Genomic DNA, 19,379 nt, shown 5'->3' with positions numbered 1-19,379 from the left:
GCTTTAACGCTTTGCTCTCCCGATGGTCTTGAATCTCACAAGCTCGATTTCGCGAAAGCGTAAACATCTTTTTTTAGATTATATATTTTTATCTTTCTATCTCAACGTTCCTTCAATAAACTTAGACGGATCTTATTTTAATTATCAGTATTTACTATTTTGCGAGCTTCTTTTTGTATTTCCATGAAATTTACTTGTACTTCTAATTTGCGATTATACTCAGTGTCGGCAATCGTAGCAACATTATCAAGGTAACGAACTACTTCTTGACGACGAATGTCTGAGAAGTTCAAGCCTTTCATGTTTTGTTTCATCAGATCTTGTAGCATCACTAGTTTTGTATCATAATCTTTTTTGAAATAGGTAGTTGGATCTTCAAACCATTGTTCAGGAAGGTCAAAATCGGTAAGACGTAACGAGATAGCGCTTTGAATATTACGAATGTCTCTCGAAGAGAAAAATGAAAATTCTTTCTGAATCTCTTTATATAATTCTGCAAAAAACAGATGCTCTGTGTATTTGTGCTTAGAAGCGACTTGCTCATAAATATCTAAAACTTTTGCTTCCGTAGGTTTCTCACTTTGATTTAAAATTTCTCCTAAGTTTTTAGCAAGTCCTTGTTCGCTTAAAAATTCATAATTTTCTGGGTCGGTCATGTTGATAAAGTCTGGCATTGACTTTTCTAATTGCTTCCACCAGATATAATCTTGATCTATAAAATCTGGAATGGTACGAGCACCATCTATTTTAAAACGTCCTTGTACACGAGAGATTACGGCTTTATCCAACATCTCTGGAAGATTGGTAAACAATCCGATGGAGCTATTTCCATAATTAATAGCATAGGCACCTTCTGTGTATCTCAAGAATACGCCAATCACTTCTTTAACTCCTGCTGAAACTCCTTGTGCGGTACGCTCCTGTAAATTATTTTCTGCATCATCAATAGGTGCAAAAATGAGTCGAGAAGGGTCTTGCATAGGTTTCATCCATTGTACCATTTTTTCTGCCGATCCTCCTTGGAAGGTAGAGATCAATGTATCTGGCATGGGATGAAATAAAAATGGAATATCTAGATGATCACAATGTTCTTTTAATCGTGTGGCAATCGCAGCAATGAGCATTGATTTTCCAGTACCTGGAATTCCATAGCCCATAAATACAGGCATAAAACCACCCAATTCTTGAAATGGATTTTTCTTTGCTTCAAAATCATAGCTCAGCATGCGTTCTGTAAGCCTACGCGCAAAGTGTTTTGCATCTCGGTTTCCTACAATTTCTTCAAATTGTATTTTATTAAACTCAACACTTACGGCTGTACCTTCAAATACATTCTCCCATCCAGAAACTGCAAATTCACTTTTCTCTAGTTTGTAGGTTCTATCTGTGATCGTATCTGTATATTCTAACGAACCAATACGTTGTTGAATCTCACTAATAATAGCTTCAAAAAAGACAACTGTAAAGTCTAAAACATCATCATCTGATTTTATGATATCTGGATGACTTAGATATTTGTCATAATAAAAAAGCATACAGGAAATCCCTTTCAACGGACTCATAAACGAGAGTTCAGGAATGCCTGCAAACTTATTTTTCATGACGCTCAAATCGTCTGAAGCAGCTTCTTTAATATCAAATAAGATGCGGTAGGCCGTACCATATAACATAAAAGCAGTTGCGGTATGCATTTTTGATTCATACTCACGTCTTCCACTAGTGTCTAATGTAGATTTACGTTCGTTAAGAATCGATAAGCCAGAGGCATCAAAATAACTATCCTTCAACCAAATCCCTGTAGTGATTCCTTCTTGTAAAGCATATAATGCTTGATTTAAATGCAACGGAATTGCCACAGAGTCGGGGAGGAGTCTCTTTTTAAGCGCTAGTATGGTTTTAGAAACCGACGTGACATTACTGCCTCCACCGTTTGTCGCTTTAGAAAGGTACAATAAGATGGATTCATCTTTTTGATTTTTATCGCGACGTTGTGCTTTGCTACCTTGTTCCCATTGTACTCCTTTTAAATAAGAAGTAGCTTCATCACGTAAGGTTGCAAGTTCGCTTAATTTTATAGGGAAAGTTGTATTGTGTTCCATAGATTATAATTTAAGTGCTGCAATTTCGATAGGGTCTCTGGTGAGTCCGTAAACTTTATCAGGGATTTTATCGTAGAGTAATTGCATCACTCGATGTGATGTAAATAAATAATTCTCAGGTCTTTTATTTTCCCAGACCTGAAGGTGTTGTTTGTTAAAAATACTTCCTTCTAGAATGCTATCTTTAGAAAAGGTTTCATTCACAGTGATTGATACGGCATATGCAGAAAGATCTAGACTTTTATCAATGATAGACTGTAAGATGGCATGTGTGACTTGCAATTCATCTTTGGCAAATACATTATGTATAGGGCCTAAATCTATTTTCTTTATTCGTTTAGGTAATAGATTCGGTAATTTTTTATCGATTGCATACGCCATGCTATCTAAGGTGATACTACGATCTGCAGTAGCTTCGAGTACTTTATAGATGTCTTCGATATATTCTTCCATGTCTACTTTATGCAAATCGAAATACATAAAGCAAATAAAAGGTCTGTTGTATCCTACATCATAAAACGCCCAACTCACCATAAATTCTGTATCTGCCGAAGGAGCTGTTTTAATTACCTTTCCTTGTACAAATCGCTTGAATAAAAACTTGCTTTCTACTGAGGTATAGTATACAATAGAGGACGCTTGATGTAATTTCTTATCAGAAATTGGCTCTTTGTATTTTAAGAGTGTTTCTAGAAACTCATCTTTTAGTGTTTCTACCGCTGGAAGCTTTTGAATATATTCATTTTTAAGTTCCATATCATTCACGAGATATCGAAACTCAGAATAATTAGGAAGTCCAGACTCAGTGAGATCTACCTTCATTTTTTCTTCATCATCAAAGAGGTATTTTACTCTAAATGCTTCTAAGGTATAGGTGAGTAAATCACAATACTGTTTGATATAGGTAGTCTCAGAAGGCGTGCATAACTGTTCTTCTTTGAGTGCTTTGACAAGTTCTTCAAATGCGTGTTTGACAATTTTAAAATACACCTTGTATTGCTCCTTATTTTCTAAAGTAGCACTATCCAGTGGTGTTATGATTTCGTTTATGGGCATTTAAACAGTTAAATGTTATTAGTTATATGTTTAGAATATCTTTTTGGTTTGTAAGTATACGCTTTACCGCTTTGCTCTCCCTATTGGTTGTGAATCTCGCTAGTTCGATTTCGCGAAAGCGTATAGAGAAAGAAAACTATTTTATGATCTAAAAAACACACCCCTCAATCCCTTACTTCGACAGGCTCAGCACACCGTCTTTTTAGAGGGGAGGTTTATTATGAGGTGTTATGGTAGTTATTTATATACGCTTTGCCATTTCGCTCTCTCTATTCGTTGTGAATCTGGCTGCCGTCAGCCAGATCTCACAAGTTTGATTTCGCGAAAGCGTATTTATAAGATTATCCTAAAAGATCATCATCGCCAGCATCGTCGTTCTTTTCTGGAGTTGGCTCGCCATCACCAGTAGGTGCATCATCATCGGTTGCATAATACTCTTCAAAGATTTCTTTCATGTCAATTCCGTAACGGTTGGCAAAATCTTTCTGAATATTAGCATCTTTCTCACGAATTTCTTGCAATGACTCAGCATAACTACTATATACACCTTGCATTACTTTTTCGTGTACTGGGATGTTGTCCATCATATCCTGACGTGCTTTAGAACTAGCAGTATGCATAGCCGCTAATGTTTGTCCAATATGCTCATCAGTCTTCACACCTAAGTGTTCTAAGATCGCAGCAAATTCCTGGTCGGTACGTGCTTTTAAAGCCACCACATAGCCATCATAATATTTTAAACGCTCATCGGTATCACTTTTTAGCTTTGCTCTATGCGTTTGTAAGTTACTACGTAACGAAGTCAATACTTTGATCGTTAAATTATGCTTGTGTACAAAACTGTCTTTACTCGCAGCAAGGGTCGTATAGGCATTTTTCAGCCCTTCTAGTTCTTCTACTTTTTGTTCTAATTCTGTGATTTTTGCAATCGCTTCAGAATAGTCGGTAGATTGCTTATCCGCCACTTCTTCAAGTGCTTGACGTGCTTGCTTTAAAAGTGCATATTGCTCTTCGAGTTTATCTTCTGTTTCCTTTTTCTTTTCAAGGGCTTTGTTATGATTTTTACTCGCTTCTACAATAGCTACTTGCAATTTGTCTTCTACCTCTTTGATTTCTACCTCACGGTTTTTAAGACGTGTCACTGCAGCTTGAGATTTGTACGAAAGCTCATTTAAAAGAGTCTGAATATCTGCCGACTCAATACGCTCTTGAAACATTTGCTTTGCTTTTAAATCTGCTCCGTCACGTATTTTTTGCTTTGCAGCAAGTTCTTCTATTTTCTTTTGGATTTTTGCTTTACGTCCCCAAAGGTTATTCCACCAATTGTCTTTTACATTTTGAGCATCTTCAAGCTCCATTTTTGCACGCTCTAAGGATTTTTGTGCATCGTCTATTACTTTTTGCTCATTGGCATTAAGCGTAGAGAACTTTTCGAAGATAATACCTACTTCATCTTGATAATCGGTAAGGTCTTTAATTGCATCTAGTAGTGATGTTCTGTCTTTTTCGGCCATTCCTACTACATCATCTAGAGTTGCGTTTAGGATTTTTTGGCGCATTTCAGGATCGTCTTCCTGAGCAAGCTTAGATTTCATAGTATCTACAGCTTTCCCCCAGTTAACATCTACTTTTTCAGTTTTTTCTTGAGACGCGTCATTGGTTTCTAATAAGTCAAAATCATCAGACATAAGTATGGATAGTTTTTAATGTTGTACGTAATTTAAATGGATGTTCAATTTCGGTAAAAAAATTGATTTACGGAATTCCTTTTTTCAAAAGCTTTCTTGATTAGTAGCAAAAAATGGAAAATGTTACACTATAGTAGTGATAGTAGTCAATTAGCGTCTTTTTTAACACGAATAGGAGGCTGTATTACCATATGGGTAATTAAGAAATTGTGAGTAAGTACGCTTTCGCGAAAACCCTCACTGCCCTTTGAGCATCTCTCCCAGAGGGAGAGAAGTAAGTTGATTGAGATTTTTAAAGTGATTTACCTTTTAAAGAAATCCCCGTCTTCCCAAGACTTAGTTCCGAGGTATTCCTTACAAAAATTATAACGTTTAATATTTCCACTTGGGTTTAATATTTTGTTGTAATTGAATAGCCAAATTTCATTATCTACAATTTTAATTCCCTGGAATGTTCTATCCTCACATGCATCCATAGAACAAATAGTTATAGATTTTCTTTCAAACAATATATCTCCATTTGAATCAATAACTCGATTAATGCTTATGACTTTTTTATGACTTAAAGGCCAGAATAGAAATTTACGGTTTTTTTCAACTAGTTCGGTTTTTAGAATTACGTTTTTAATTTCACAATCAACCTTTATTGTTGAGATTGGAATATCTATTTCTTTGTTTTTTATTCCACTATTTAGACTAATGAATAAATTGAAAAAGATTATAAAAAATATTTTCATTGTGTTTATCTAATTTACCTTTTTGATCCAAGCATCTAAAGGAATAGGTATTGGTTTTTCATTGGTTGTATCCCACGTTGCCCATAGCTGAATTAAATTTCCTATTTCTAAAATAATTCTTGAATCTGATACTACCTTTTCTTCTGCAAAATAATCAGGGGGTTTCGATAGATTATTTGCCCATTTCCATATTTCATATTCTATATTGTTTTGCCAATTTGAGGCATAGAGATCTTGACTAAATTGACTTAAAATTTCTACGATAAGTTGTTCTTTTTGAAGTAATGTATATAGATCAATAGCAGTCGGATAATGTGATAGTATTAGGACTTCTGTAATTGCAATTCCTTTATCTCTTGCTAGTTTTATGTAGATTTCTAATTCTTCATTAGTTAAAAGTTGACTAGAAGTAAGGTAGTATATGATTTTTTTAAAATCACCTTGAATAATACTACTTGAAAATTCTTCCATACTTTAAATGAAATATTAACCGATATATGTCTGTATATATATCAAAGCTGTTTGAAGTATAAGTATGGGAAATCCTACAATGGAGGTATAATATTGATAATTTTTCTTTTCTTTATTTGAAATACTTAAAATCGTGAGTATCACTCCCGCGATCAATGCGATATTACTAATGATTCCAAATATATTTAACATCAAAACAAGTATTTCTATATCAATAGAAGTAGAAATGCTAAGTAGTATACTAGTACTGGCTATCCATAATAAAATACAGATGATACATAGGATAAAAGCCCATTTCTTATAATTTGTTTTTTCAGTACTATCTGTTGTTGAACTGTCCATTTTGATAATTATCAATACTTACACTAATACTATTTTTTTGAATTATGATCGTACTTATTAATTATTAATGGCTTCCAGCATCAAACTCTCGCATCCATTTGCCTTGTACTTTTAGCACTTGCTCAATGACATCACGTACACAGCCTTTTCCACCATTTTTATGCGAGATGTATTTTGAGACTTCTTTTATTTCTTTGACAGCATCTTGAGGACAGGCAGGTAAACCTACCATTTTCATTACAGGATAATCTGGAATGTCATCGCCCATGTACAAGATATTTTCTGTTTGGATACCATGCTCGTTAATATATTCTGTGAGTTGATTGACTTTTTGATGCGCTCCTAAATACACATTTTTGATGCCTAATCCTTGTAACCGATGACGTACACCTTCATCGGTTCCTCCAGAAATAATACATACATTGTAACCTTCATTAAGCGCTGTTTTTAAGGAGTATCCATCTTTTACATTCATCTCACGATGCATTTGTCCGTCGGTAGTGATTTTTAACGTTCCGTCAGTAAGGACGCCGTCTACGTCAAAAATAAAGGTGGTGATTTGGTGAAGGTATTCTTTATAACTCTTTTCCATAATGTGCTATAATAGATGCTGTAAGGGTTTGATATATTGATTTGTGATCTTCTTGTTGGAGCATGTTTAAGTGCTCATTAATCACTTTAGTATCATTACGTTTTGCTGGGCCTGTTTGTACTTCGCTAGGGGAGTGGTCTATGGCTTTTTGAGCTGTTTTCCCTACCAATGCATGTAGTAACTCAAAAGGAATTTGATGAGTATCACACAGCTCTTGTGCAATGGTATAACAATGATTGGTAAAATTATTTACAAATACAGCAGCCAAGTGTGCTTGTTTTCTCTGATGACTATCGATGTGATATACTTTAGTACTAAAAAGCATAGCTAGTTGTTGAAGTATTTCTAGATCTTCTTGAGTAGTGGCCTCAATACACATTGGAATGTTTGTAAAATCTATGGTATCGTTTTTAGAAAAACTCTGTAACGGATAAAAAACACCCTTACGGTTTTGAGCAATTGCTTCGATGGTAATACTTCCTGATGTATGCACTACTAAGGTGTCTTGGTAAGGAATTAAAGTCGATACATTTTCTATGACATCGTCTGATACTGCTATGATGGTAATAGTTGCTGGTTGCAGAGCGTTTATAGTAACAATTTCTCCTGCAAACGATTTGAAATCGCCTTCTTTTTCTGGAGATCGCCCTGCTATTTGTTGTAGGGTACATGTTGGAATCTTAGCCAATTGATTTGCTAAGTGCCATGCCACATTTCCTGTTCCGATAAGATTGATCGTCATCATCGCGGTAAAAATAGGGCTTTTGTTGGTATTATGCTATTTGTGTGAATGGGTATTTGAGCGTCAATCAGGATACGAAAGCAATCTATTTCTTAACGAATATTAACAGGGATAGTTATACGGTTATTTGCCTTCTGTGGGTTATCTTTGCACTCGGAAAATTAGCCAAACGCTATGCAAAAGAAAATTGTAAATTTTTTATTCTCCACTCGATTGATGGGAATGCTTTTTATAACCTATTTTGTCGCGATGGCAGTAGGTACTTTTTTAGACCGAGGACAAGACACATCTCCTACACCATATTCGCGAGTTTGGGTTTATAATTCTTGGTGGTTTACGTTAATACACATATTGTTTGTGATTAACTTCTTAGGAAATATAGCTCGCTTTAAGCTCTTTCGAAAAGAAAAAATAACCACCTTAATTTTTCATATTTCTTTTATTCTTATTCTAGTAGGAGCAGGTATTACTCGATATATAAGCTTTGAAGGCGTTATGCCTATTTCGGAAGGCGAGTCAGAAAATACGTTTTTAAGCGAAAAAACATATTTACAACTTACTGTGCAAGGTGATATTAATGGTCAATCTATGCAAAGGACATTGGATGAAGAATTAATGCTCTCATCGAGACTTAACAATGATTTTACGTGGAACACAGACTTTAATAAAGATCCTATAAAAATAACACACAATAAATTTATAGGCGGTGCAGAAGAAGGGTTTATAGAGGATGAGGCAGGACCGCTTCATCTTAAAGTTGTAGAGACAGGTGATGGAGGTGGTCGCCACGAACATTACCTTAAAGAAGGCGAACTCGTTAGTATGCACAATGTATTGTATGCTTTTAATAAACCTACAGATGGTGCTATTAATATAGGATACGATGGAGAGAATTATACGATACGATCTCCCTTTGAAGGAGAATATAAAGTCATGGCTACACAAACGGATTACACATTTGTAAAAGATAGTGTACAGCCTTTAAAATTACGATCACTTTATAATTTACAAGGTATTCTTTTTGTAATTCCTGAACCAGCCGTAAATGGTAATGCGGGTATTGTAGAAAAGGAATTCAAAGAAAAAAATCAACAGGATGCTTTGTTTGTAGATATCACAGCTAATGGGGAAACAAAAACTATTGGACTCCTTGGAGGAAAAGGATATAGTAATAACAAAAAAGAAATCGAGGTAGGAGGTTATAAAATGTATTTGTCTTACGGAAGTAAGTCTTTAGAACTACCTTTCTCAATTAGGTTAAAAGATTTTATTGCAAAAAAATATCCTGGAACTGAAAATAGTTATGAATCTTTTACGAGTAAAATTAAGGTAGAAGGTGATGAAACATTTGATTATGACATTTATATGAATCATGTTCTGGATTATAAAGGGTATCGTTTCTTTCAGGCGAGTTTTAAAGATGAAGAACGTACTACGGTTCTTTCTGTAAGCCATGATTTCTGGGGAACATGGATAACCTATATTGGTTATTTCTTATTATACATTGGGATGATGCTTATTTTATTTGATAAAGGCTCTCGTTTTGGGGATTTAAAAAGATCACTGGATAAGATTAAAGCTAAAAAAGCGAAGTTAACGATGCTTCTTTTATTATGCGCTTTCGCGAAAGCGGAAACAGCATTCTCACAAGATATCAATACATCGGCTACAGGAATTCAAGATTCAATCGTTACGGTAGAGGAAATAGAAGAGGCAGTGCTTCCTATATTATCTTCAGAGGAAGATCACCCTACTCATAAAAAATCAGCACCTACAAAAACACAGATTGACTCAGCTATTGTAGCCAATGCGGTTCCTGTAGCGCATGCCGCCAAATTTGGTCGTATGATCATTCAGGACGATAGTGGACGTATGATGCCTATTAATACGTATGCGAGTATGTTATTACGTAAGGTGAGTCGTAGTGATACATATGCAGGATTGAATGCAGATCAGGTGTTACTCTCTATGATGGAAAATCCTTTTATTTGGAATTCTGCAGAAGTTCTATACTTGAAAAAAGGAAATGATAGTATTCGTAATGTCATCGGTGTGCCTAGTGATGTAAAGAAATTTAAAATATTAGATTTCTTCACAGACGATTTTCAGTATAAGTTAGAGCCTTATTTAGATCGCGCCTTTAGTGAGGCAACTCCTACTATAATAGATAAGGAATTTAGAGATGTTTCTTTACGATTGGGATTATTAAATAGAACCTTATCTAAGACCATTTTAAAAATCCTTCCTAAACCAAACGATCCAAACAATAAATGGATTTCTCCTATAGCGGTAGCAGAAGGAGGATATCGTGCTACAGATTCTGTCATTGCACATCAAATTTTTCCTGCGTATTTATTGAGTCTTCGTAAAGCTAGGACAGATGGAGATTATACAGATGCCAATAAAATTTTAGATGGTATTGAGAAGTTCCAAAGGCGTATGAGTAATGATATTATGCCAACTCCAGAGAAGATCGATGCAGAGATTTTATATAATAATAATGATCCTTTCAAAAAGCTATATTGGTTGTACATGCTTGCTGCACTTTTTATGATGATTTTTGTAATTACAGAAATTTTTAATCCTAGCAAGTTTGTATCTCTTATGGTGAAATTAGGTACTGTACTAGTCACTATTTTATTTTTATTACATACAGGGGCGTTGGTATGGCGTTGGTATATTTCAGGACATGCACCGTGGTCTAATGCATATGAATCTGTATTATATGTAGGATGGGCAGCCATGTTTTTTGGTCTTGCGATCTCTATTCAAAAATGGGTTGCTACTCGAAAAGTATACAGTATTCAGAAAGTAAGTAAAATGCTCATTCCTTTTGGAATAGTGGGTGCTGCAGTTGTTTCTCTTGGTGATGTGCTATTTGGAAAAAAAGGTTCTAATCTTACCGTAGCAAGTATTGCTTTTGTAACAGGGTTTATTTTATGGGGTGCTAGTATGAACTGGCTAAACCCAGAAATAGCAAATCTAGAAGCAGTCCTGAATAGCTATTGGTTAATGATACATACGGCAGTAATTGTAGCAAGTTATGGGCCTTTTATAATAGGTGCTGTTTTAGGAATTGTTTCCTTATTCTTAATGATTTTTACGACTAAAGAGAATAAGATAAAAATGGACCTTAATATTAAAGAGCTTACGGTCATTAATGAAATGGCACTTACAGTTGGAATGGTGCTTTTAGCTATAGGTACTTTCTTAGGAGGGCAATGGGCAAATGAGAGTTGGGGACGTTACTGGGGTTGGGATCCTAAAGAAACGTGGGCACTTATTTCTTTAATTGTATATGCTTTTGTAATTCATATGCGACTTATCCCAGGATTACGTGGTAGATGGCTGTTTAATTTGTCTTCTATTATAGCGTTAGGAAGTATACTCTTTACATATTTTGGTGTAAACTTCTATCTATCAGGATTGCATGCGTATCAAAGTGGAGGTGAAATTGCTAATCAAAAAATTCTCATAGGTGTAGCTGTCATAGCAACCTTAGGTTTTTTCTCTTACAGGAAATATGCGAAGTATTACAAAAAGTCTTAGGTAAATAAACCTGTAGCTTCTTGATCAGATTCAATACCTAATTTTTGGTATAAGTTAGAAGTGACTGTTTTTAATTTTTCTACAGAAAGATTGTGTTTTGTTGCAATGCGTTCATTTGTCAATCCCTTAGAAATTCCATCTAGTACCTTAATTTCAATATTTTCAAGTTCAAATTGATGAATAAGCGATTCTATATATTGATCATTTGAGTCTTGTACATTTTTATATGTACTTAGTTGAGAAAGACGTTCTAAATGCATCTTTATTTGATGCTTCATAATTACTGTTTTTCCTTGTATTCTTCTAAAACTAAAGATTAAAGCAAGTGCTATAAGCGTAAAGTTAACTAAAGAGACAATGCTTAGTTGCAAAGAAGAAAAATCAAAGAAACTCTTACCAAGACCGTGTAGTAGAAAAGCATCTGTAAGCACAATAATATCTAGCGTATAAATAGCTATCATTATAAGTAGGTATTTTGTGTTTTTTGAATTGTAAAGCGTAAATGACCATAGTAATACTACACTTAAAACAGTTGTAAAATCAGTAACAAGGAAACTCCAATGCGTATTTGTAATCCAATAAATGCATAGTGATATAAATGAAATACTACTGATAATTACAAATATAGATTCTATTAGCTTCTTATTGTTTTTTATCCTTAAATATCTAAAGACATAACCAGTCGCACAAAGACCTACTAGGAAATGACCTAGTAACTCAATACTACTAATAATACTTGGTTTAGCATTAAAGAAATACAAAATATTATCTCTTGTCATAATAGAGATACAAACAGCTGCAATAAGAATTCCATAAAAAAGGAATTGTTTATTCTGAGTTGTAAGAAGGAATATAAGTGTAGCTAATAAAAGAGCTAGCGCTGTACCGTAAAAAAAACCAATTCCTAAGAAGTTTTTCTTGTCCTTTTTAGCAAATGTATTCTCATCAAGAATTTGTATCGGAAAATGTGCTTCTAAAGGAAAATCAGCTTTTAAGTATAATGGATATTCAACAATCTTGTTTATAATAAAAAACGAAGGATAGCGAGTAGCATCCATCTGTCCAATCTTTTGTCCATTGACATCATATAGCGATGCTTCTTTGACATGAGAGGTTTGTAATTCTAATATAGAACGAGGTAAGTCAATAGCATCTATTTTAAACCAATAGATGCCATTGTCTGTTCCAAGATTTGTATCCTCTATCGTAGAGAACTCTATTTCTTTTAATTCAGATATATTCTGGTGATCTGTAGTTGCCTTGTAATAGGAAATTGATTCCTGTGACACCCCCGTAATCACAAAGAATACACTAATGATAAAAAACATCAACCGCATTAGTACATAATTCTAGGGTGCTAATATACTATATATATATGAACAAACAAGTATTTAATCGATGTTTTTGTGTACTTTGTCTATAAGTCTTAATTCCTTGTAGGAATCTTAAAGCGCTCCCACCATATCTTCAGGTTTTACCCATTCGTCAAATTCTTCAGGTGTTACATAGCCTAAGTTTACAGCTTCTTCTCGTAATGTTGTACCATTTGCATGTGCCGTATTTGCAATTTCAGCAGCTTTATAGTATCCTATTTTAGTATTAAGCGCTGTAACTAGCATTAATGAGTTGTCTAGTAACTCTTTAATTCTTTTTTCATTAGGCTGTATTCCTGAGGCGCAATGATCTGAAAATGAAATACAAGCGTCTCCAATAAGCTGTGCAGATTGTAGTAAGTTTGATGCCATTACGGGTTTAAATACATTTAATTCATAATGACCTTGTAGACCACCTACGCTTATAGCAACGTCATTTCCAATAACTTGAGCACATACCATCGTTAATGCTTCGCATTGTGTAGGATTAACCTTACCAGGCATGATGGATGATCCAGGTTCGTTAGCTGGAATGGTAATTTCTCCAATTCCGCTGCGAGGTCCTGATGCCATAAGGCGTATGTCATTTGCTATTTTGTTAAGAGAAACAGCCAGTTGTTTAAGTGCTCCATGTGTTTCTACAATAGCATCATGTGCCGCTAACGCTTCAAATTTATTCTCTGCAGTTCGGAATGGAAATCCAGAAAACTGTGCCATATATTCAGAAACGCGTTTTGAATATCCTTTAGGTGTATTTAATCCAGTTCCTACAGCGGTACCTCCCAATGCAAGTTCTGCAAGATGATCTAAGGTATTTTCTAATGCTTTTATTCCGTGGTCTAATTGAGAGACATATCCTGAAAATTCTTGACCTAACGTTAGAGGTGTTGCATCCATAAGGTGTGTACGCCCTATTTTAACTACTTTTTTAAAGTCAAGTGATTTTTCTTTTAATGTATCTCGTAGTTTTTTTATTCCTGGTAATGTTACCTCTACAATTTTTTTATAACCAGCAATATGCATTCCAGTTGGAAAGGTATCATTAGAAGATTGAGATTTATTTACATCATCATTAGGTTGTAGTGTTTTTTCTCCTTCTCCTATTACTTTTCCTGCAAGTTGGTGCGCGCGATTAGCGATCACCTCATTTACATTCATATTACTTTGTGTCCCAGAACCCGTTTGCCAGATAACTAATGGGAATTGATCATCGTGTTTTCCTTCTAATATCTCATCACATGCTTGTGCGATAAGATCTCTCTTCTCTATAGGAAGACCTCCTAATTCACAATTGGTGTATGCTGCCGCTTTCTTAAGAATAGCAAATCCATATATAATCTCTAAAGGCATAGAAGCTGGAGCTCCTATTTTAAAATTATTACGAGATCTTTCTGTTTGAGCGCCCCATAATTTATCTGCGGGAACTTTAACTTCCCCCATTGTATCTTTCTCAATTCTATATTCCATTGTGAGTTTGTTTTTTTAAAAGACAAATTTACAAATTTAGGTTTCAATTTTCCTGTCAATAACCTGTCAATAAATCTGAAATTTCTGTTGTGAAAATAGAATTTAATACGGTATCTTTGACCAAAATTTAGAAAACACATTACTCATGTTTGATTTTGATCAATATTTAGGATTTCTTGCATTCTTAACGATATTAACTATTGGTTTCTGGTTAATGATATTCTTATTAACATTTGTGATCCCTTACTGGGTAGGAGGATCTATTGTAGAAATGGTAAAAGAAAAAATAGAAGCTCGTAAAGCTAAGAGAGAGGCATAATCCATTGCGATATATAATATATTAGAAAGACTAACAGTACTGTTAGTCTTTTTTTATGCTCATAATTAAAAATATACAACGCAACCTTTTATATATATGTCGATATATAGGTATAAGATCAAAAAGAGATCGTTTTTTCTGGGTACGCTTTCGCGAAAGCGTACAATTACAAAAAGCTAAATGTATCATCTTGATCCTAAAAATAGAGACTAATATGAATAACCCTTTTTTTATGACATTTAGAAATTTCCTTTTAAGTATAACTATTCTTTTTTGTTTGGTAAGTTGTGGTAATGAAGATTTAGATGATCTTTTTCAAATTACCGAAGCCGAACTGATTGCAGAAGATTCTGAGTTGTTTGATCTTATGAATCGAATAACTACCGATGATCCTAGTGCAACAGATGTAACATGTATAAATTTTATTTACTCATTTACCGTTGTTATTTATAATGAAGACATAGAACTTCAATCTTCTATCATTGTAAATAATGATGAAGAATTTAGTAATGTATTAGGTAGCGTAGAAGATGGCCAGTTTATAAATGTAAGCTTTCCTATTACGAGCACACTTGATGATGGAACTTCATTGACTATCAATGATAAAGATGAGTTAAGGGCAGCGATAGATGCGTGTATTGAAGAAGAACAGGAAATTATAATAGGAAATGCATCAGCTTCTGCAGTAGAATGTGTTTGGGAAGTTCAAATTCCAGATGATATTGCCTTTAATACGTATGTAGATGCTGTATTTAAACTTTCTAGTGCTGGTGTTGTGGAATTCTTTTATAGAGGAGATGTATATGATGGAACTTGGATTTTTTACTTTATAGAAGATGAGCTACACCTGAATATCAATCTTGATGACTCTGAAACAGATGGAGTTGTAGGTGAAGATTGGAACTTTGACTGGAAAGTACTTGCCTTAACAAATGTTATGATAGACATCGAAAATGATGCAGCAACTCGTTTTATATTAGAAAAAGAGTGTGAAGCAGGGGCTTATTGTACTACATTACTTTTTGAAGAATGTGAAGAAGAAGACACACCAGGCGTAGCTACTTTTACGCTAGAAGATTATATAGAGTGTATTATTGTGATTGCAGCTCCTCAACCTGAGATAAATGATATGGGAGAGGTGTCTGACCCTGTTGAATGGCAAATTACTTTTTACGATACAGAAATAGAGGCAGAGACTGCTATAAATCCAATCCCTGCTGATGTAGCTATTATCACTGATGTAAGAGACATATATGTACGCATAGAAAACCCTGATACATTAGAGTTTACAACAACACTATTAACACTCCAGTCTATGGAATGTGAAGATTAGTTTCTTCAAGTTTATATATTTTGAATGCAATGGCTAGATTATTTCACATAATCTAGCCATTTTTTTAGAGACACATCTACAAGAATTTATAGATATTATAATAGAATACCTTGTATTACCACTATGTATATATGCTTCAAATCATTAAATTTGTAACCTCGATAATTAAATATCGGAATTCAATTTTTTCAGTAGTAAGATATGTTTGATAATTTAAGTGATAAGTTAGATAAAGCCCTCCACGTACTTAAAGGACACGGGAGCATTACAGAAGTAAATGTTGCAGAGACACTTAAAGAAGTACGTCGTGCACTTATAGATGCCGATGTTAACTTTAAGATTGCCAAAGATTTTACCAATAGGGTAAAGGAAAAAGCATTAGGAGAAAACGTACTTACGACTTTACAACCAGGCCAATTAATGGTCAAGATTGTAAAAGATGAGCTTACTGAACTCATGGGAGGTGATGTTTCAGGAGTAAACCTTTCAGGAAATCCAAGTGTTATTTTAATGTCAGGACTTCAAGGTTCTGGTAAAACTACTTTTTCTGGTAAACTAGCGAACTTCCTTAAAACTAAAAAAACGAAAAAACCATTACTAGTAGCTTGTGATGTATATCGTCCAGCGGCGATAGATCAATTACATGTAGTAGGAGATGCTATTAAAGTAGATGTTTTTTCAGATAGAGATAATCAAGATCCAGTAGCTATTGCTGAAGCAGGTGTTGCTTTTGCAAAAGCAAATGGTCATAATGTTGTGATTGTCGATACAGCAGGTCGTCTTGCCGTAGATACGGAGATGATGGACGAGATTGCAAATATCCATAAAGCAATCCAACCACAAGAGACGTTATTTGTTGTAGATTCTATGACAGGTCAAGATGCTGTAAATACAGCAAAAGCTTTTAATGATATTCTAAACTTTGACGGAGTTATCCTTACAAAGCTAGATGGTGATACACGAGGTGGAGCAGCGATTTCTATTAAATCTGTAGTAGATAAACCTATTAAATTTATAGGTACTGGAGAAAAAATGGAAGCGATAGATGTATTCTATCCTTCTCGTATGGCAGATCGTATCTTAGGGATGGGAGATGTTGTTTCTCTTGTAGAGCGTGCTCAAGAACAATTTGATGAAGAAGAGGCGCGTAAACTTCAAAAGAAAATTGCTAAAAACCAATTTGGATTTGATGATTTCTTAAAGCAAATTCAGCAGGTAAAGAAGATGGGTAACATGAAAGACCTTATGGGAATGATACCTGGTGCTGGAAAAATGTTGAAAGGAGTAGATATTGATGATGATGCCTTTAAGCATATTGAAGCCATTATTCATTCTATGACTGTAGAAGAACGTACAAATCCCTCTGTTATTAATTCTAGTCGTAAAAAACGAATAGGAAAAGGTTCTGGTACTTCTGTACAGCAAGTAAATCAATTGCTCAAACAGTTTAATCAAATGAGTAAAATGATGAAAATGATGCAAGGAGGCGGAGGCCGTAAGATGATGCAAGCTATGAGTAGAATGCAGAAATAGGCTACGCCGATTAGTAAGTAGTGTACAGTAGCTGTAGATAGTTTTAAATAGTAATTCCTTAAATAAATACTAACAATATGACAATCCTTGACGGAAAGAAAACTTCAAATGATATAAAAAACGAAATCAAGGCAGAAGTTGATAAAATGAAAGCTAATGGAGAGAAAGTACCTCATTTAGCGGCTGTTATCGTTGGTAATGATGGAGCAAGTCTTACCTATGTAGGAAGTAAAGTACGTGCATGTGAACGTATAGGTTTTGAATCTACACTGGTTAAAATGTCCAGCACAACTAGTGAAATTGAATTACTAGACAAAATAGACGAACTTAATAAAAATGGGGATATTGATGGCTTTATCGTACAATTACCATTACCTCCACAAATAGATACTCAGAAAGTATTATTAGCAGTAGATCCAGATAAAGATGTGGATGGATTTCATCCAACCAACTTTGGAAAGATGGCACTAGATATGAGTACCTTTATTCCAGCAACACCGTTTGGGATTTTAGAATTATTAGAACGTTATGATGTATCAACAAAAGGAAAACATACTGTAGTTATAGGACGTAGTCACATTGTAGGACGTCCGATGAGTATTTTAATGGGGCGTAAAGGATTTCCAGGAAACTCAACAGTAACTTTGACACATAGTCATACCAAAAATATTACACAAATTACATCACAAGCAGATATAATCATTACTGCATTAGGAGTTCCTGGATTCTTAAAAGCAGAAATGGTAAAAGATGATGCAGTTATTATAGATGTGGGTATCACACGTGTGCCAGACGAAACTAGAGAACGTGGTTATTATATCACAGGAGATGTAGATTATGAAGCAGTAAGTAAAAAAGCATCGTATATAACTCCAGTTCCAGGTGGTGTAGGACCGATGACAATTGCCATGCTTCTTAAAAATACATTATTAGCAAGAGAGCGTCATAGAGCTGTGAATAACTAACTAGTTAAAATGCTATAAAATATAGAAAAAACGGGGCAAGAAATTGACTCGTTTTTTATTGGTACTCTAGAGGATTTAATACTCCAAGGCTTGGTTTGAAATTAAAATTCAATCTCGTATAAATGCCTCGCGTAAACTTGTTCCGAGGTAATTTATTTCTCTAGTGCTTCCATTGCGGCAAAAGCAGCACCAATTAACCCAGCGTGATTTTTAGTTTTTGCAGCATCAAGAGGAACTTTAGTCGTAAGTACATGTTTAAATGTATCTATATGTTTACTAATGCCTCCTCCTATAATATAGTAGTCTGGTGTGCAAACAAGCTCTACTTGTTTTAAGAAAAAATCAAAACGCTCTGCCCATTCTTCATATGAAAGTTCTTCTCTTTTTCGGGCAGAATTTGCGGCATAAAACTCAATAGGTTTTTTCTTGTATTGTATGCGTCCTAATTCAAAATTAGGAATTAGTTGACCGTTATAAAAAAGACCACTACCTATTCCCGTACCTACTGTAATGACAGCAACAAGACCTTCTTTACCTTTTCCATTACCAAAACGCATTTCTGCATAAGCAGCTGCATCAGCATCATTAATTACAGTACAAGGAAGCCCTGTTTTTTCTTCAAATAGTTTATCTATTTGTACGTTTAGCCAGCTTTTATCCATATTTCCATAAGCTTTTGCTTGGCCATTTACTATGACAGTTGGAAAGCCTACACCTACAGGTCCTTTCCAATTAAAATGATCTATAATTTCCTGTACACATTGAGCAACGGCGTCAGGAGTAGCAGGTTTTGGAGTAGGAATTCTAAAACGTTGCCCTAGGTAATCTTCTTTTTCTAAATCTACAGGAGCACCTTTAATTCCAGTACCTCCTATATCAATGCCTAAAATTTGCATAGCGTTCGTAACTTTTTTTGTCAACCAGCCGAAGATAACTATTTTCAATAATATTGAATAAAATATCACAAGGTTTTCAATGTGTAGAATGTGTAATGATCTTTACTATAACTGGTTATGTGTATTTTTCAGTGAGGTGAGTATATATGCTTTACTATTTCATTCTCCCTTTGGTCGTGAACCTGCCTGCCGGTAGGCAGGTCTCGCAAGCTCGATT

Annotated in this window: 16 protein-coding genes; 5 read left to right on the top strand and 11 right to left on the bottom strand. The window is 34.6% G+C overall.

Annotated elements, in window-relative coordinates:
• Positions 1-137: 137 nt before the first annotated feature.
• From Q1A01_RS11425 to Q1A01_RS11390, 8 genes are all read right to left on the bottom strand, one after another.
• Positions 138-2,099 (bottom strand): AAA family ATPase, encoded by a 1,962-nt coding sequence (locus Q1A01_RS11425; protein WP_299680557.1) that lies wholly within the window; start codon positions 2,097-2,099, stop codon positions 138-140.
• A 3-nt stretch (positions 2,100-2,102) separates the two neighbouring features.
• A complete protein-coding gene (locus tag Q1A01_RS11420) occupies positions 2,103-3,155 on the bottom strand; it encodes a hypothetical protein (RefSeq protein WP_299680554.1) in 1,053 nt (350 codons plus the stop codon).
• A gap of 341 nt (positions 3,156-3,496) precedes the next feature.
• Positions 3,497-4,843 (bottom strand): microtubule-binding protein, encoded by a 1,347-nt coding sequence (locus Q1A01_RS11415; protein ID WP_299680551.1) that lies wholly within the window; start codon positions 4,841-4,843, stop codon positions 3,497-3,499.
• Positions 4,844-5,145: 302 nt separating this feature from the next.
• Positions 5,146-5,580 (bottom strand): hypothetical protein, encoded by a 435-nt coding sequence (locus tag Q1A01_RS11410; RefSeq protein ID WP_299680548.1) that lies wholly within the window; start codon positions 5,578-5,580, stop codon positions 5,146-5,148.
• Between the two features lie 9 nt (positions 5,581-5,589).
• Positions 5,590-6,051 carry a hypothetical protein gene (locus tag Q1A01_RS11405; protein ID WP_299680545.1) on the bottom strand — a complete coding sequence of 154 codons (462 nt, stop codon included), beginning with the start codon at positions 6,049-6,051 and terminating at the stop codon, positions 5,590-5,592.
• A gap of 15 nt (positions 6,052-6,066) precedes the next feature.
• Positions 6,067-6,393 carry a hypothetical protein gene (locus Q1A01_RS11400; RefSeq protein ID WP_299680542.1) on the bottom strand — a complete coding sequence of 109 codons (327 nt, stop codon included), beginning with the start codon at positions 6,391-6,393 and terminating at the stop codon, positions 6,067-6,069.
• 64 nt (positions 6,394-6,457) lie between these two features.
• Positions 6,458-6,985, bottom strand: coding sequence for an HAD family hydrolase (locus tag Q1A01_RS11395; protein ID WP_299680539.1), 528 nt, complete (start codon positions 6,983-6,985; stop codon positions 6,458-6,460).
• Complete coding sequence (locus tag Q1A01_RS11390) at positions 6,969-7,730, bottom strand: DUF2520 domain-containing protein (RefSeq protein ID WP_299680536.1); 762 nt, start codon at positions 7,728-7,730, stop codon at positions 6,969-6,971. Before Q1A01_RS11390 ends, Q1A01_RS11395 begins: the two co-directional genes overlap by 17 nt.
• Before the next feature lie 171 nt (positions 7,731-7,901).
• Between Q1A01_RS11390 and ccsA the strand changes: the two genes are divergently transcribed.
• On the top strand, positions 7,902-11,276 hold the full coding sequence (gene ccsA, locus Q1A01_RS11385) for a cytochrome c biogenesis protein CcsA (RefSeq protein WP_299680533.1): 3,375 nt from the start codon (positions 7,902-7,904) through the stop codon (positions 11,274-11,276).
• Here ccsA and Q1A01_RS11380 read toward each other — a convergent pair.
• Entirely contained in the window at positions 11,273-12,604 is a 1,332-nt protein-coding gene (locus Q1A01_RS11380; RefSeq protein WP_299680529.1) for a 7TM diverse intracellular signaling domain-containing protein, read from the bottom strand. The genes ccsA and Q1A01_RS11380 overlap by 4 nt on opposite strands.
• Positions 12,605-12,721: 117 nt before the next feature.
• Positions 12,722-14,116 (bottom strand): class II fumarate hydratase, encoded by a 1,395-nt coding sequence (fumC, locus tag Q1A01_RS11375; protein WP_299680526.1) that lies wholly within the window; start codon positions 14,114-14,116, stop codon positions 12,722-12,724.
• Between the two features lie 145 nt (positions 14,117-14,261).
• Here fumC and Q1A01_RS11370 point away from each other — a divergent pair, with 145 nt between their 5' ends.
• The 4 genes from Q1A01_RS11370 to Q1A01_RS11355 all read left to right on the top strand — a co-directional run bounded on the left by Q1A01_RS11370 (position 14,262) and on the right by Q1A01_RS11355 (position 18,266).
• The gene (locus Q1A01_RS11370; protein WP_299680523.1) at positions 14,262-14,435 is read left to right on the top strand and encodes a hypothetical protein; all 174 of its coding nucleotides are present in this window, start codon (positions 14,262-14,264) and stop codon (positions 14,433-14,435) included.
• A 232-nt stretch (positions 14,436-14,667) separates the two neighbouring features.
• Complete coding sequence (locus tag Q1A01_RS11365; protein WP_299680520.1) at positions 14,668-15,768, top strand: hypothetical protein; 1,101 nt, start codon at positions 14,668-14,670, stop codon at positions 15,766-15,768.
• 201 nt (positions 15,769-15,969) lie between these two features.
• Entirely contained in the window at positions 15,970-17,301 is a 1,332-nt protein-coding gene (gene ffh, locus Q1A01_RS11360) for a signal recognition particle protein (protein WP_299680517.1), read from the top strand.
• Positions 17,302-17,378: 77 nt separating this feature from the next.
• Positions 17,379-18,266, top strand: coding sequence for a bifunctional 5,10-methylenetetrahydrofolate dehydrogenase/5,10-methenyltetrahydrofolate cyclohydrolase (locus Q1A01_RS11355; RefSeq protein ID WP_299680515.1), 888 nt, complete (start codon positions 17,379-17,381; stop codon positions 18,264-18,266).
• Between the two features lie 152 nt (positions 18,267-18,418).
• On the opposite strand, the gene ppgK is transcribed toward Q1A01_RS11355, so the two are convergent.
• Entirely contained in the window at positions 18,419-19,162 is a 744-nt protein-coding gene (gene ppgK / locus Q1A01_RS11350; protein ID WP_299680512.1) for a polyphosphate--glucose phosphotransferase, read from the bottom strand.
• Positions 19,163-19,379: the final 217 nt, after the last annotated feature.

Origin of the sequence: uncultured Dokdonia sp. (assembly GCF_947492815.1) — a bacterium.
GTDB lineage: Bacteria > Bacteroidota > Bacteroidia > Flavobacteriales > Flavobacteriaceae > Dokdonia.
The sequence above is the reverse complement of the archived record's forward strand: the minus strand, read 5'-3'. Positions and strand labels throughout refer to the sequence as shown.